9 protein-coding genes and 2 pseudogenes are annotated in these 14,437 nt (G+C 63.8%); 3 read left to right on the top strand and 8 right to left on the bottom strand.

Annotation, left to right across the window (positions count from 1 at the left end; genetic code table 11):
* Positions 1–373, bottom strand: a pseudogene (locus BGI27_RS15860) (transposase); the annotation flags it as partial.
* A gap of 135 nt (positions 374–508) precedes the next feature.
* Positions 509–1,051: a DUF2062 domain-containing protein gene (locus BGI27_RS15855; protein ID WP_095525793.1), complete on the bottom strand. Its 543-nt coding sequence runs from the start codon at positions 1,049–1,051 to the stop codon at positions 509–511.
* On the opposite strand from BGI27_RS15855, the pseudogene BGI27_RS15845 reads away from it, so the two are divergent.
* The 3 genes and pseudogenes from BGI27_RS15845 to BGI27_RS15835 all read left to right on the top strand — a co-directional run bounded on the left by BGI27_RS15845 (position 1,050) and on the right by BGI27_RS15835 (position 6,286).
* Positions 1,050–3,437: pseudogene (locus BGI27_RS15845) on the top strand (DNA internalization-related competence protein ComEC/Rec2). The gene BGI27_RS15855 and the pseudogene BGI27_RS15845 overlap by 2 nt on opposite strands.
* Positions 3,438–3,522: 85 nt before the next feature.
* The gene (locus tag BGI27_RS15840) at positions 3,523–4,359 is read left to right on the top strand and encodes a helix-turn-helix domain-containing protein (RefSeq protein WP_095530215.1); all 837 of its coding nucleotides are present in this window, start codon (positions 3,523–3,525) and stop codon (positions 4,357–4,359) included.
* 58 nt (positions 4,360–4,417) lie between these two features.
* On the top strand, positions 4,418–6,286 hold the full coding sequence (locus BGI27_RS15835; RefSeq protein ID WP_170943078.1) for an ABC transporter substrate-binding protein: 1,869 nt from the start codon (positions 4,418–4,420) through the stop codon (positions 6,284–6,286).
* Positions 6,287–6,344: 58 nt separating this feature from the next.
* Here the strand turns inward: BGI27_RS15835 and BGI27_RS15830 are convergent, their stop codons facing one another.
* The 6 genes from BGI27_RS15830 to dctP all read right to left on the bottom strand — a co-directional run.
* A complete protein-coding gene (locus tag BGI27_RS15830; RefSeq protein ID WP_170943079.1) occupies positions 6,345–7,898 on the bottom strand; it encodes a methyl-accepting chemotaxis protein in 1,554 nt (517 codons plus the stop codon).
* A 315-nt stretch (positions 7,899–8,213) separates the two neighbouring features.
* Positions 8,214–9,113 carry an acetylglutamate kinase gene (gene argB / locus BGI27_RS15825; protein WP_095525787.1) on the bottom strand — a complete coding sequence of 300 codons (900 nt, stop codon included), beginning with the start codon at positions 9,111–9,113 and terminating at the stop codon, positions 8,214–8,216.
* 95 nt (positions 9,114–9,208) lie between these two features.
* Positions 9,209–9,820, bottom strand: coding sequence for a DUF4125 family protein (locus BGI27_RS15820; RefSeq protein ID WP_095525786.1), 612 nt, complete (start codon positions 9,818–9,820; stop codon positions 9,209–9,211).
* Positions 9,821–9,897: 77 nt separating this feature from the next.
* The gene (locus BGI27_RS15815; RefSeq protein WP_095525785.1) at positions 9,898–11,640 is read right to left on the bottom strand and encodes a DUF4037 domain-containing protein; all 1,743 of its coding nucleotides are present in this window, start codon (positions 11,638–11,640) and stop codon (positions 9,898–9,900) included.
* Between the two features lie 314 nt (positions 11,641–11,954).
* Positions 11,955–13,445, bottom strand: coding sequence for an AMP nucleosidase (locus tag BGI27_RS15810; protein ID WP_095525784.1), 1,491 nt, complete (start codon positions 13,443–13,445; stop codon positions 11,955–11,957).
* Between the two features lie 242 nt (positions 13,446–13,687).
* On the bottom strand, positions 13,688–14,437 hold a 750-nt coding region (dctP, locus tag BGI27_RS15805), incomplete at its 5' end, for a TRAP transporter substrate-binding protein DctP (protein WP_141239834.1).

Raw genomic sequence — 14,437 nt, 5'->3', positions numbered from 1 at the left:
TGCCAGGCGTAGTACCCACTCGGATGGACCCGCATGACCTTGCACATGCGTCGGATTGGCCAGACGTTCTGATGCGCTTCGATGAAGGCGTACCTTACCCGGACTGCTTGGCAAAGTACGCTGTGGCCTTTTTTAGGATGTCGCGCTCCTCGGTTACCCGCTTGAGCTCGGCTCGTAGCCGACGTAACTCGTCCTCTTGGCTATCCTGCGTTTGACGCTCCTGCGGCGTCAGGCTGTAGCGCTTGATCCATGCGTACAGACTGTAAATGCTCACATCCAGTCGCCCGGCAACGTCCGCAACGCTATGTCCACGATCGGTCACTTGCTTGACCGCTTCAATCTTGAACTCTTCCGTGTATCGCTTGCTACTCATAGACACCTCCACTTGGTTGCCAGCTTAAGGCTTCGAAGTGTCTAGTGAACCGGGGGCGATTCACGATGCGCTGCTGCGCAGCATATTACTCGAATGAAAATGATTCTCAAATCAGTGAGGGCTGCCTGATCTGGATCAATCACGCTTCCGGCGGGTGGCGCGACGGTGCCATTCACGGACCAGATACATGCGCCAGGCAGCCTTGACCGCGACATACCCGGTGAGTGCCAGCAGGCCTGCCAGCAGCGGCAGACCGACAGCCAGGGGTTTGCCCAGAGTCAGCAGCCAATCCCAGTAGTTGCTGGCGGCTTCGCCCAGTGAATCCCAGGAGAAGGGCGGGGGCGCCACAAAACGCGCATCGCTGCCCGTGACGAAGGCTCCCAGACCGAAGGCCAGCAAATACAGCGGAACGATGGTCAGTGGATTGGTATAGAGCGTCACCAGCAACGCCAGGGGAAGATTGGCGCGCTTGATCAGACAGGCGATGGCCGCGCCGAACATCTGCAGCGGCCCCGGAATCAGCCCGCAGAACAATCCGATCGCAACCGCACTGGCCGCTGAATGGCGGTTCAGATGCCAGAGGCTCGGGTGAAGCAGGGTGTTGCCGAGCATTCTCAGCCAGCGGTGCTGGCGCAGGCTTTCGGGCGAAGGCAAGCGATGCTTGAGGAATCTGCGCATGGATTTTTCGGTCGGGGATATCTCAGGCAGGCCCCGTTCGGGTGGGGGCCGCACGCGGGCGCTTCCGCATAATCCTGCCATGGAATATGCCATCGTAGCTTTCGCGCTGGGCGTACTGCTATGCCAGCAGCAGGCCGAATTGCTGGCCTGGCAGCCATTCATGGCTGGTGCGTTGCTGCTGGGGCTGGCCGGGTGCCGGCTCGCTGCCCGGCCGCGCGCAAGACTGACGACCTTGCTGGGGGCTGCCCTCCTGGCCGGTTTTGCTTATGCCGACTGGCGTGCTGGCCTGCGTCTGGCTGATCATCTGGCGCCGGCGCTGATCGCGCAGGATCTGGTTCTGACCGGGCAGATCGAGGATCTGCCACAAGCTTTCGAACGGGGCCTGCGCTTTCGCTTCCGTGTAGAAAATCCACCTGCCGGCGTCCCGAGTTTGCTGAACCTGAGCTGGTATGCCGGGCGCGACCCCGTGCGGCGGCTGCGGGCAGGCAGCCAATGGTAGCTCACGGTGCGCTTGCGCCCGGTGAGCGGCAACCTCAATCCGCACGGTTTCGACTATGAGGGCTGGGCCTTCGAGCGTGGCATCCGCGCCAGCGGCTACGTGCGGGACGCTGCCTCTGCGCGGATGCTGGCGGCGCGGACTCCTGGTGTCGCCGCGTTCATCGAGCATCTGCGCGAAACCGTGCGCGAGCGGTTTGCCGACAGTCTGCCGGACAGCGCCACGCGCGGCGTGCTGGTTGCACTGGCTGTGGGAGACCAGGGTTCGATCAGCGCCACGCAGTGGGATCTCTTTGCGCATACCGGGATCGTCCATCTGGTTTCCGTGTCCGGCTTGCACATCACCATGATCGCCGGCCTGTGTGCCGTGCTGGCCGGCTGGTGCTGGCGGCGCGTTTCTGGGCTGGCCCTGCGCCTGCCAGCCCAGAAGCTCGCCATTCTGGTGGCGGTGTTTTCCGCCGCAGGCTACGTGGCGCTGGCGGGCTTCGGCATTCCTGCACAACGCACGCTCTACATGTTGCTGACGGTAGCCGTCGCCCTGTGGAGCGGGCGCGGGGCGCATGCAGGGCGTTGTCTGGCCTGGGGGTTGCTGCTGGTGCTGTTGATCGACCCCTGGGCAGTGCAGGCGGCGGGATTCTGGCTGTCCTTCGGCGCGGTGGCGGCATTGTTTCTGATCGGGCGCAGCTGGGGGCGTGGGCATTGGTCCTGGCAATGGTTGCGCACGCAGTGGGCGATTACGTTGCTGACTTTGCCTTTGTTGCTGGGGTTGTTTCAGCGTTTTTCACTGATTTCGCCATTGGCTAATGCGGTGGCCATTCCCCTCGTGAGTTTCGCGATCACACCCTTGGCATTGCTCCATGCGTTGCTGCCGGTTTCCGCCCTGGCGCAACTGGCGGATTGGTTGATGCATTGGCTGCTGCGCTTCCTGATCTGGTGCGAGGGTTTGCCATTGGCCTTGTGGCAGCAGGCCGCACCGCCTGCATGGCTGGTGGCGCTGGGCTGCGCAGGGGCGTTGTGGGCCTTGTTGCCGCGCGGAACGCCTGCGCGTTTTGTCGGCCTGCTGGTTTTTCCGGCACTGCTTGGCTGGTTGCCCTTGCGCCCCGCACCCGGCGAGTATCGAGCCACCGTGCTCGACGTGGGGCAGGGCCTGGCCGTACATGTGCAGACCGCCACACAGGATCTGATCTTCGATACCGGTCCGCGTTTCAGCGAGAGCGCCGATGCTGCCGAGCGAGTGCTTCTGCCTTATCTTCGGGCGGAAGGCGTGCGCCAGCTGGCGCAGGTGGTGCTCTCGCATGAAGACAGCGATCATGCGGGTGGCGTGACCAGCCTTGCGCAGGGCATTGCCGTGGCCCAATGGCGTGGCAGCCTGCCTGCCGGGCATCCTGCACGTGGATTGCCCGGTTTCAGCGAGTGTGTGGCTGGCCAGCGCTGGCATTGGGATGGTGTCGACTTCGCCTTCCTGCATCCCTTGCCCGCACAGGCCATGGGGGGTAACGAAGGTTCCTGTGTGCTGCATGTCGGAGCTTCCGCCGGCAGCCTGCTGCTGACCGGCGACATCACCCGCCGTGCCGAGGCCGCGATGCTGCAACGGGATGCTTCGGCACTCGCCAGCCATGTGGTGCTAGCACCGCATCACGGCAGCAATACTTCGTCCAGTGAAGCCTTCGTGGCAGCGACCGGGCTTGAGTACGCCGTGTTCACCGCGGGTTATCGCAATCGCTATGGTCATCTCGCACCGGCGGTGCTGGCCCGCTATGAGCGGGCCGGCGCCCGGCTGTTGCGCTCGGATCACGCCGGCGCCGTACGTTTCGGATTCCAGCAAGCAGGCATCGTTGTGGAGGAAAGCCGGTTGCTTCGGCGGCGCTATTGGCACAGGCAGGTGCCGTGATGCGCACAATCCGCGCATTCTGATCAATAACCGCATTGCGTCAGGTGGGATACTTGCGCGTTTTTCCATCCCGTTGGGGGGTTCCATGCGCATGACTGCCGAGTTGTTCTGCCTGCAGAGCTGGCGGATCGGGCGGGTGGTGGATTATCTGGGCACTCATCTGGACGAGGACGTCACGCTGGCGCGGTTGGCGGAAGTGGCGTGCCTGTCCGCGTCGCAACTGGAGCGTCTGTACCGGGGCAAGGTGGGCGAAACGCCGCTGGGCACTCTGCGGCGCCTGCGTCTGGATCGTGCCCTGCAGCAGCTTCGGGGGTGTGACGTGAGCGTGCGGGATGTGGCGCTAGCCGCTGGTTATGGTTCTGCAGCGGCTTTCAACCATGCCTTTCTGCGCAGGTTCGGCGCACCACCGGGCAGGGCCGCTCTGGCCGAGCCGGTCCGGCAATTGCCCGATCTGCATCTGGCGCATCTGCCCGACCGCCCGGTGTTCGAATTGAGCTATACCGGTCCCTTGCGCGAGCGGGGGCACGAGGTTGGTGTGCTCGTGGGCAATCTCGCGGTGGCTGGCGCGAAACGCTGGCGGCTCTGGGAGACGCTGGATCGCGATCATCCCTGGCCCGTGTCCGGGTTGCAGCACATCGCCGTCCGTCATTTCGTGCCGGCAGCAGGGCTACCGCAGCAGGTCGCCAAGGTCGGACACGTTCGCCATGCCGGCGGGCTCCATGCAGTCTGGCATGTGCTGGGCAGGCCTGCGCCGGGCGCCCTCCTGGCGGTGTGCGAGCGTATCCGCACGCAGCTCGGCTGTGTGCTGCGCGAGGATGCGCCGCTGCTGCAGCGCGAGGTCAACGTGCACGGCTATACCCCGCCACAGGAGCGTCGTGTGGCTGTTTACCTGCCAGTCACGCCGGCCAAGCGCCGATCCTGATCAAGTTGCACTGTTTGCCCGATGGCATCTTCCTGGCATGTTTTCAGAGGAGAAGTCCATGCGGATCTACCTGAAATGCCTTAGTGTGCTGGCCTCGAGTTTCAGCCTGGGGGCCTGCCAGACCCTTCATGAGGCCCCGGCATTGAATGCGGAAGTGGTGGCCGGCAAGCTTGCGCCGCTCCGTCAGCGCCTGCCGGAGAAGCCCGAGGTGATCTCCCCGAATGAAACCGGCGGGCGTTACGGTGGCATCTTGCATACTGCCTTGCTCGCCAATGGCGACGACAATGGCGTGTTGCGCTTCATCGCCCAGGGGCTGACGCGCTGGGATCCCGGATTCGATCAGGTCCTGCCGAACATCGCAGAGCGCTGGACGGTGAATGAAAGTGCCACCGAATACGTATTCCATCTCCGGCGTGGCATGCGCTGGTCCGATGGTCAGCCCTTCACCGCCGACGACATCGTTTTCGCGGTCAATGACGTGATCGCCGATCCGACGCTCTTCGGTGCGCCACCAGATCGCTACCAGGCGGGCGGCCGGGTGATGCAGGCCGAGAAGATAGACGACTGGCAGGTACGCATCCGTTTTGCGGCGGGCAACCGTCAGTTCCCGGAGGAGCTGGCTGGGCCCTATGGCCATCATTTGGTGATCTATCCCCGGCACTACTGCGCGCAGTTCCATCCTCGTCATAACCCGGCTGTGGCGGGCAACAAGGCTCGCGAGACCTTTGAGAGCAAGTGTCCGGCCTATGGCGAACGCTGGATGCAGCTCGGCAAGCCCACGCTGGATCCGTGGGTGGTGGTGGAGCCCTATGGCGATGGCCGTCCGCGGGTACTGGTGCAGCGCAATCCCTTCTTCTGGCCGGTGGATACGGCCGGGCGCCAGTTGTCTTACCTCGACGCCATCGAGTTCCGGCTGTTCCGCAATGCTGACGAGATCGTGCGGACGCTCGCCGAAGGGCAGCTCGATTTGCAGATCCGCCATGTCGCCGGGCTGTCAGCGCGGGATGCACGCCAGCAACTGCTTGCCCGGGGAACGCACGTCCTGCTGGAAATGCCGGATGTGAATGCTTCGGCTGTTGGCCTCTATCTGAACCACACCACGCCGGATGAGGCCGTCCGCAAGCTGTATGGTGATGTGCGCTTCAAGGCCGCACTGTCACTGGCGATGGACCGTGCGGCCATCGCACGGGAGGTCTTCCAGGGCGAGGTACAGCCCTGGCAGGTGGGGCCGCCCGTCGGGCATCGTTTCTACGACGCCCGACTTGCCACCCAATACATCGGTCATGAACCTGCGCGTGCCGCGCAGATACTCGATGCCCTTGGTCTGGCACGGGACGCACAGGGATACCGGTTGCTGCCGGATGGCCGGCGCCTGAGCCTGCGCGCCATCGTCAACCGGCAGTCTGCGCAGATGGTGAGCACGCTGGCACTGATCCAGGTCGCGTGGAAACAGATCGGTGTCGATCTGGTGATAGAGGCTGCTGATCGCAGCGTGGTGGCGCAGCGGGCCTGGAGCAACGATTACGAGATCGGTGTGGATGTCGTTTCCGGGGGAATCGATCCGACGCAGAATCCGCGTGCCTATCTGGCGCAGCATCCGGCGGATTCGCGCCAGGGCCTGCCCTGGGTGCTCTGGTACAACAGCGGTGGCAAGCGTGGCATGAAGCCCTCGCCAGGCATGATCCAGCGCCAGCAGCTGTGGGATCAATGGAAGGCCGCCACCTCGCAGGACGAAGCCGATGTGCTGTTCCGCCGTATCCTGGCGCTGGCGGCCGATGGGCTGGAGGTGTTGGGTACGGTGACATCCCCCGCGCAGCAGGGGGTGCGCAGTCTGCGTCTGCATGGCGTGCCGGCCAGCATGCCGGGCGCCTGGATCTGGCCGACGCCGAATCCTTCGTTGCCGCAGCAATATTTCTTCGCCGATTGACTGGCCGGCAAGCTCCCCCTTCCCGCAGCCTGGCGGCGCGGGAGGGGGCGATGGATGACTACACCGAGAAGCGCTTGACCAGATCGTCCAGCGAACGCGCCATGGCTTCCAGTCTCGCGGCAGTGTCGGACGCCGAGGCGATCGTGCTGGTGGTTTCATCCACCATCTGGGCGATCTTCTCCACCTGCGCGGCGATGGCATTGGCTGCGTCGCCCTGTTCGCGCGTGGCGTCAGCCACTTCGTGGATCTGCTGCAGACTGGCTTCAGCGCCCTGGCGCAGCTCGCGCAGCGCGTCTGCGGCGGATTGCGCAAGCGCCACACCGGAGCGTGTCTGCGGCACCGCGGTTTCCATGGCATGCACGGTCTCGCGGGTCTCGTCCTGCATCGAGGCGATCATCTGCTCGATCCTGACGGTGGCCTGCGAAGTGCGCTCCGCCAGTTTGCGGACTTCATCGGCCACCACGGCGAAGCCGCGCCCTTGCTCGCCGGCGCGTGCAGCCTCGATGGCCGCGTTGAGCGCGAGCAGATTGGTCTGGGAGGCGATGTCCTTGATCACCTGCGTGATCTGGCCGACTTCTTCGGCGCGGGCCTGGCCTTCCTTGCTCAGTACCGCCGCCTGACCGGATTGCTGCTCGCTGACCTGCGCACTGGTGGCGATGTGATTGATCGCCACGGTCATCTCTTCCATGCCGGCCGCCATGGCGCTGGTGGAATCCGATTGCTGATTCGCTGCGATGGTGATCTCGGCGGACGCATTCGCGACCTCCTGAGCCTGGGTGCGCAGGGTGCGCGAAGTCGTCTGCACTTCGCTCACCATGCGCGAAAGATCGCGCAGCATCCTCGAGAAACCTGCCAGCACGCTGCGTTCGCCGCCCTTGACCTCGAACTGTACGTTCAGCTCGCCTTGTGCCGCGCGCTCCATCACGCGTACGAGTTCGGCAGGCTCGCCGCCCAGTTGCCCCAGGATGCTGCGCGAGACCAGCAACACCAGGCCGGCGACCAGCAGCACGATCACGAGTTCCTGTGCGAGCTTGCGCAGGGCTTCGTTGCGCACCATGGTGTCTACATCGTCCACATACACGCCGGAGCCGACGATCCAGCCCCATTCGGGGACTGGCGAAACGAAGGAAATCTTCGCCACGGCCGGGCCACCCGGCTGGCGCGGCCAGTCGTAGCGCACGAAGCCGCCGCCTGCGCGGCTGCCGGTCTGCTCCATTTCCACAAAGGGATGCCTGCCGGTTTCGTCGCGGATGTCACCGAAGTTGCGTCCTTCGTTGCTGCGGTCCATGCCATGGACCAGCATGGTCGCACCCTTGCCCAGCACGAAGAAGTAGTCGTTTTCGTTGTAGCGCAGGCCACGCAGCGCATCCGCCGCGCGCTTCTGCGCTTCTTCGCGCGACAGCGCGCCGGTGCGTTCGGCTTCTACCTGGGTACGCACCAGCGAGACGGTGGACTCCACCAGATGGCGTACGCGTGTTTCGTGGTCGCGGATGGCCAGGTCCCGCAGATCCAGGATGGCCAGTATGGTCGAGGCCAGGAAGCCAATGAGCGTCAGCACGATCACAGCCCACAGGCGTTTGCGCAGGCTCATGTTTGACAGGAATGCGAGCATGGTCATTTCTCTCAGGAGGTTGGACTGGCAGATGGCTCTGCTGGCCGGGCTCGCTATGTCTTAAGTATCAAGCAGGCCTTCCCTTGATAACGGCGCTGGCGGTTTGATATTTATCAAATTCAGCAAAAAACCCGAGTGGAATCAAAAATTTATTCTTGTGTCTGGACGTATCCGGTTTTTCGGAAAACAGAAAGCCTCCTCGGTCAAGCGCTTCACACTTGCCCGCTCCCCCAGGGGAGGCTTTTTGTCTTTGGACGGCCCTGCGACAAAAAGCCCGCCATGCAGGCGGGCTTTTTGTGGAAACAGGGTGCGTGCTTACTTGCTCTTGATCATCGTGCCCACGCCGTGGTGGGTCAGGATCTCCAGCAGCAGGCAGTGCTCCACGCGGCCATCAATGATGTGCACCGAGTTTACGCCGCTGCGCGCAGCGTCCAGCGCGGAGCTGATCTTCGGCAGCATGCCGCCGGACAGCGTGCCGTCGGCCACCAGATCGTCGATCTGGCGCGGCGTGAGGCCGGTGAGCAGCTTGCCTTCCTTGTCCAGCACACCCGGGGTGTTGGTGAGCAGCACCAGCTTTTCGGCCTTGAGCACTTCGGCGAGCTTGCCGGCCACGAGGTCGGCATTGATGTTGTAGGTTTCGCCAGCCGCGCCCACGCCGATGGGCGCGATCACCGGGATGAAATCGCCGGAGTCGAGGAAGGTTATGATCGAGGGATCGATCTGCGTGATCTCGCCTACCTGGCCGATGTCCAGCACCTCACCGGGGTGTTCCTTGTCCGGCATCATCAGCTTGCGGGCGCGGATGAAGGCGCCATCGGCGCCGGTGAGGCCCACGGCCTTGCCGCCGTGCTTGTTGATGAGGTTGACGATGTCCTTGTTGACCTGGCCGCCGAGCACCATCTCAACGATGTTCATGGTCTCGTCGTCAGTCACGCGCATGCCCTGGATGAACTTGCCCTGCTTGCCCACGCGCTTGAGCAGGTCATCGATCTGCGGACCGCCGCCGTGCACCACCACCGGATTCATGCCGACCAGCTTGAGCAATACCACGTCGCGCGCGAAACAGTCCTGCAGTTTCGGATCCGTCATGGCGTTGCCGCCGTACTTGATCACGATGGTCTTGTCGAAGAAGCGCTTGATGTAGGGCAGGGCCTCGGCCAGCATTTCGGCCTTGAGCGCGGGAGCGAGGGTTTTCAGATCGTCGTCTGCAGACATTGATGGATCTCCGGGGGGAGCGGAAAGAAGTGCGAGATTGTAGCCCGGTTGCGGCGCAGTGGAATCCGGTCGCGCACGGTGGTGCCGGGGTTGGTTCAGGCGTGTTCGGCGAGCTTGTCTTCGGCGGCCTGCAGCCCGTCGTAACCATAGAGTTTTGCTGTGTGGGCCATGGTCTCGCAGGTCAGGTTGCGTTCTTCGGCCTCGTATTCATCGACCATGCGCGCATAGGCGGCCAGCGTTTCCTCGGAATAAGTGCCGAGTTCGCCGCGCAGATAAGTCTCGAAGGAAGTGGTGCCGGCAGTGTCTTCCTCGGTGCGGATGGCACGGGCTTGATCGGAGAGGCGCGGATACTCCCGTGCGAAGGCTTCGCGCCAGCCGAGCTGGGTTTCCACGATGCGCTCGATGGTGCGCTGCTGCCAGGTGTTCAGCGGCGGCAACAGATGGGCGAAGCCGGCGTATTCCTCGGGCGCGGTGGAGGCCATCATGCGTGCGTATTTCTCCTGCACAAGGTTGCGGCCCAGGCGCGCGGCAGTCTGCAGATCATTGCGGTAGCTCATGAGCGTAGCCGTATCCCAGGCGAGGAACTGGCTTTTGCGCATGATGTTGAAGGTGCCGAAATCATTTTGGCAACTGGCGCGCCCACCTTCGTTGTCGACCTTGTCGAAGGCCTGCCATTCCAGTTGCACGATGTCGTCGATGATGCTCATGAGGTTTCTTTCGGTAAGTTTCCGGGAACTGCTCCAGTGGCCCGGCGGCGTTGTCCGCAGGGCGCACCATGCGCACCCTAGGTCTGTATGTTCGGGGTGAGGATCGCATCCACGTGCGCTTCGAGGAAGCTGTCGCCGGGTTGGGTGAAGCCCTGGGCGATCAGTGCCTGCAGCAGTTCGGCGCAGATCGATTCGACCAGCGCGCCGGCGTCACCCGCAGGAGCCTGGGCCAGCTGGCCCAGCGGCTCGTGCAGGTGGGCAAGCTGCGGCAGGACGCCGACGCTGCGATGCAGCCACTTGGCCACCGGCGCGTAGCGGCGGTTGAGTACATAAATGGCGATGCAGGCCTGGCGCACGAATTCGGCCTGGGCCATGAGCGCGGCGGCCGGCTCATGGCGTTTGAGCGCACGCGGCAGGTTGTATTGCCCGCTCTGCGCCATGCTCGCCACGGCCTGGGCCAGTTTGCGGCGCATCACGCCTTCCGGGTAATAGGCCAGCAGCGCGTTGCGGATGCGCGTGAATTCACCGGCCGGATCGCTGAAAACCTCACCATTGCAGGCGGCCGCCAGCAGCTCTTCGGGGATCTGCAACCAGTCCGCATCGCTCTTGGGTAATTCCGGCGCGCCGAGGAACTGGCTGTAGAAGCCGGAAATACTGAATACCCCCACGCGCTGGCCGCTGCGCGGGCTGTTCTGCCGCGCCGGGAAACCGGCGAATTCGGACGGCAACTGTTCGTAGTCGGCCTGCAACTGTCTGCCGATGGCCTCATGATCGGCATCCGTGAGCCAGACGCAGAAGCCGGGGCCGAAATCGTGGTCGCGCGAGAGTTCATCGTCGAAACCGAAGCATTCCGAGCCGTGGCCGACCAGCCCGAAGGCGATGCGATGGCAGATCGGCGCCCAGTCGGAGAGCAGGTCGCCCCGGAAGCTTTCGTAATAGCTGCGGGCGAGATCCAGGCCGTTCAGGCTCGGGCGCAAGGCGTCCGCCGTGGCCCGGGCCTCGGCCAGCAGCTGTGCGCTGCGCGCCGGATCGATCGTCTCCAGCACAGTGGCGAGGCTTTCAAGCATGTCGGCGTAGTGCTGGTTGCGGCCATAGCGGGCTTCCACGTCAGCCAGCGCGCGTTCGTACAGGGTCGCGGCTTCCTGCGCGCGGCCTTCGCGGAAACAGACCTCCGCCAGGGCGGCCACGGCGGCACTGGCGTGGCCGCTGGGGCGGGGCAGGGCGTCGAAAAGTTGCAGTGCCTCTTCGAGTGCGGCGCGTGCTTCGGCGAGTTGCCCCAGACGGATGCGCGACTGCGCGAGGTTGGTGAGGCTCACCGCCACGTCATGTTCGGCGTCGGGGCGGCTGCGCGAGATGGGCAGCGCAGCTTCGAGGAACTGGATCGCCTTGGCGTGATCACCGGCTTCCTGCCAGGCAAGTGCAAGGTTGTTGTAGAGCGTGGCGACGAGGAAGGCATCCTGCACCTGCAATGCCAGGAAGAGACGGCCGACCTCCTCGAACAGGCCGATGGCGCGTTGCGTCTGCCCGTCCGCGCGCCAGGCGGTGGCGATGTTGAGCAGCGTGGTGGCGTAGTGCAGGCTGTTTTTCAGGCCGAGCTCTTCGAGCAGGTTGAGCGCCTTGTTGGCCACGTTCAGTGAATCGCGGAAGCGGCTGACGCTGCGGTAATAGCCCATCAGCTCGTTGAGCAGGCTCAGCGTGGTGCCCTTGTCACCCTCGGCTTCGGCCCGCACGATGTGATCGACCATGAAGGGTTCGACCTTGTCGTATTCGCCACGCTGGAAAAGGGCGTCGAGCTCGGCGAGCACGCGTTGGGTATCCATCGGGAAGTCCTCTCTGTTGTTGGAATAGGTGTTCGTCAGCCTATCAAGGCTGGCGCCCGGGGGACTGGCTTCAGATCAAGTCGAGGGCTGCATGTTGCGGCCTGGCCGATGGCGCCCCGGGAAACGGGGGGGGTGCTGGATGCTTGTATTGGCCGGAACCAAGTTGCAGGAGGTGGCGCGGAAGGCTTGATGCTTGTGCCGCTCACCCTCTCCCCAGCCCCTCTCCCCTCAAGGGAGAGGGGAGTCGGAAAGCCTCCCCTCCGTTCGGGGGAGGGGGTGGGGAGAGGGGGGGCTTGCGCGATATCCGACGCGTTCTACTGGAACGCCACTTCGTTGAAGCTGCGCAGCTTGCGGCTGTGCAGGGCCTCCGGGCGGCGTGCACGCAGGATCTCCAGTGCGCGGATGCCGATGCGCAGGTGCTGATCCACGCGTTCGCGGTAGAAGTGGTTGGCCATGCCCGGCAGCTTGATCTCGCCATGCAGTGGCTTATCGCTCACGCAGAGCAGGGTGCCGTAGGGTACGCGGAAGCGGAAACCGTTGGCGGCAATGGTGGAGGACTCCATGTCCAGTGCTACGGCGCGGCTTTGCGAGAAGCGCCGTTGCGGTTTGTCATCCGGGAGCAGCTCCCAGTTGCGGTTGTCGGTGGTGGCCACGGTACCGGTGCGCAGGATGCCTTTCAGTGCCGAGCCGGAAAGGCCGGTCACGTCTTCCACGGCGGCTTCCAGCGCAAGCTGGATTTCGGCGAGCGCGGGAATGGGCACCCATACCGGCAGATCCTCGTCGAGCACATGATCTTCGCGCACATAGGCGTGGGCCAGCACGTAGTCGCCCAGAGCCTGGGTGTTGCGCAGGCCGGCGCAGTGACCGAGCATCAGCCAGGCATGGGGGCGCAGCACGGCGATATGGTCGGTGGCTGTCTTGGCGTTGGCGGGGCCGACGCCGATATTGACCATGCTGATGCCGCTGCCGTCTGCCCGCACCAGGTGGTAGGCCGGCATCTGTGGCAGGCGCGGCGGCGTCTGCCCGAGCGCGTCGAGCTCGCCTTCCGCTTCGCCCGCACGGCGTGTGACCACGTTGCCCGGCTGCACGAAGGCGATATAGGGGCTGCCCGCGTCGTTCATGGCTTCCAGCCCCATGCGGACGAACTCGTCAATGTAGAACTGATAGTTGGTGAACAGCACGAAATTCTGGAAGTGCTCGGGCGAGGTGCCGCTGTAGTGACGCAGGCGCTGCAGCGAATAATCCACGCGTGGCGCGGTGAAAAGCGCCAGAGGAAACGGCTCGCCGGGGCAGGGCTGGTAGGTGCCGTTGGCGATGCCGTCATCCATCATCGAGAGGTCCGGCAGGTCGAAGACGTCGCGCATCAGCAGGCGGCGCTCGGCACTCATGCTGCCTTCCAGATGGTCGTAGTCGCCCAGCGAAAAATGGATGGGAATGGGCTGTGAGCTGGTGCCAACCTCCAGCGCAAGATCATGGTTCTGCAGCAGCAGGCGGAACTGCTCGTGGTAGTAATCGGCGAAAAGCTCGGGGCGCGTCAGTGTGGTCTCGTAATGGCCGGGGCTGGCCACGAAACCGTAGGAAAGATGCTTGTCGATGGGCTTCTTGCGCAGCACGCTGTTCGAATGCAGGCGCACGAAGGGATAGCAAGCACGCACATGGCCGCCCAAGTCTTCACCCGCTACATAACGCCGAAGCATGTCACGCAGGTACTGCAGGCTGGTGTCGTAGATATGCTGGACCTGGGCCAGGGCGGCGTCGGCATCAGTGAAACGCTGGGGGGCGATGAAGGGCGGCTGATGGTGCATGAGGATCTGACCGTGGAGACGCGGGAAGCCGCTACCTTAGCCCATATCCACGGTGCCTCGCACACCTGCATGTGGCGCACCGGAAAGCAGAGGCCGGCCCGAAGGGAGCCGGCCCCGGTTCACGCATGGCGCGCAGTATTCATCTCATTTCTTGATCAAGGTTGCCGTGAAGATGAGGCGCAGACAGTGTCGTCGCGCAGCAAGCCGGAGTCGACAAAGGCAGGCTTGATCTGGAAATGGAATTACATGCGGTTGGTCATCAGGCTCACAAGCAGATCACGGGTCTTCGGATCCTGCATGTAAGGTTTGTACAGCGCGGCTGCGCGGGCGAGCAGCACGCCGCTGTTACTGTATTCCACGAACCTCACGCCTTCTTTTTCCAGACGTGTGCGTGCCTTGTCCATGCGCTCCACCCAGGTATTGCGGTTGGCCAGTGCGGATTCGCGCCCGGCAGCGATCAGGGCATCGCGTTGCGCCGCGGGCAGGCTGTCCAGCCATTTCTTCGGCACCACCAGTGCCTCGAATTGCACGATGTGATTGTTGTTCAGGTAGTAGTACGGCGCGCGCTTGTAGTGGCCCTCGGTTTCGTAGGAGAGCAGATCGTTTTCGGCAGCATCGATGCGCCCGCTGTCGAAGGCGGCATTGACCTCCTTGTAGTCGATCTGTTGCGGCACGCCGCCCAGCGAGCTGATCAGATCCGAAAGATCCTGGCGTGCCGGGATGCGGATCTTCACATCCTTGAGCGCGGCCACCGAATCGAGCTTCTTGCGCGAGTACATGGTGCGCGTGGCGCCGTCATACCAGCCCAGAACCACGATCCCCGACGCCGCCATCTGCGTTTCCATCTGCTTGCCGATGTCGCCATCCAGCATCGTGAACATCTGGCGCGCATTGCTCAGGATGAAGGGCAGGCGCATCACCGTGGCCATGGGAGCCACGCGGCTGAATCGCCCCCGGTTCACTAGACACTTCGAAGCCTTAAGCTGGCAACC

Origin of the sequence: Candidatus Dactylopiibacterium carminicum, assembly GCF_014736495.1 — a bacterium.
Classification (GTDB): domain Bacteria; phylum Pseudomonadota; class Gammaproteobacteria; order Burkholderiales; family Rhodocyclaceae; genus Uliginosibacterium; species Uliginosibacterium carminicum.
Note: the sequence above shows the minus strand (reverse complement) of the source record. Positions and strands in the feature narration are given on the sequence as shown.

Coding starts and splice junctions, on each gene's coding strand:
- argB (WP_095525787.1), bottom strand. CDS start 9,113: ATGTCTGCAGACGACGATCTGAAAACCCTCGCTCCCGCGCTCAAGGCC.
- BGI27_RS15840 (WP_095530215.1), top strand. CDS start 3,523: ATGCGCATGACTGCCGAGTTGTTCTGCCTGCAGAGCTGGCGGATCGGG.
- BGI27_RS15855 (WP_095525793.1), bottom strand. CDS start 1,051: ATGCGCAGATTCCTCAAGCATCGCTTGCCTTCGCCCGAAAGCCTGCGC.
- BGI27_RS15810 (WP_095525784.1), bottom strand. CDS start 13,445: ATGCACCATCAGCCGCCCTTCATCGCCCCCCAGCGTTTCACTGATGCC.
- BGI27_RS15815 (WP_095525785.1), bottom strand. CDS start 11,640: ATGGATACCCAACGCGTGCTCGCCGAGCTCGACGCCCTTTTCCAGCGT.
- BGI27_RS15835 (WP_170943078.1), top strand. CDS start 4,418: ATGCGGATCTACCTGAAATGCCTTAGTGTGCTGGCCTCGAGTTTCAGC.
- BGI27_RS15830 (WP_170943079.1), bottom strand. CDS start 7,898: ATGCTCGCATTCCTGTCAAACATGAGCCTGCGCAAACGCCTGTGGGCT.
- BGI27_RS15820 (WP_095525786.1), bottom strand. CDS start 9,820: ATGAGCATCATCGACGACATCGTGCAACTGGAATGGCAGGCCTTCGAC.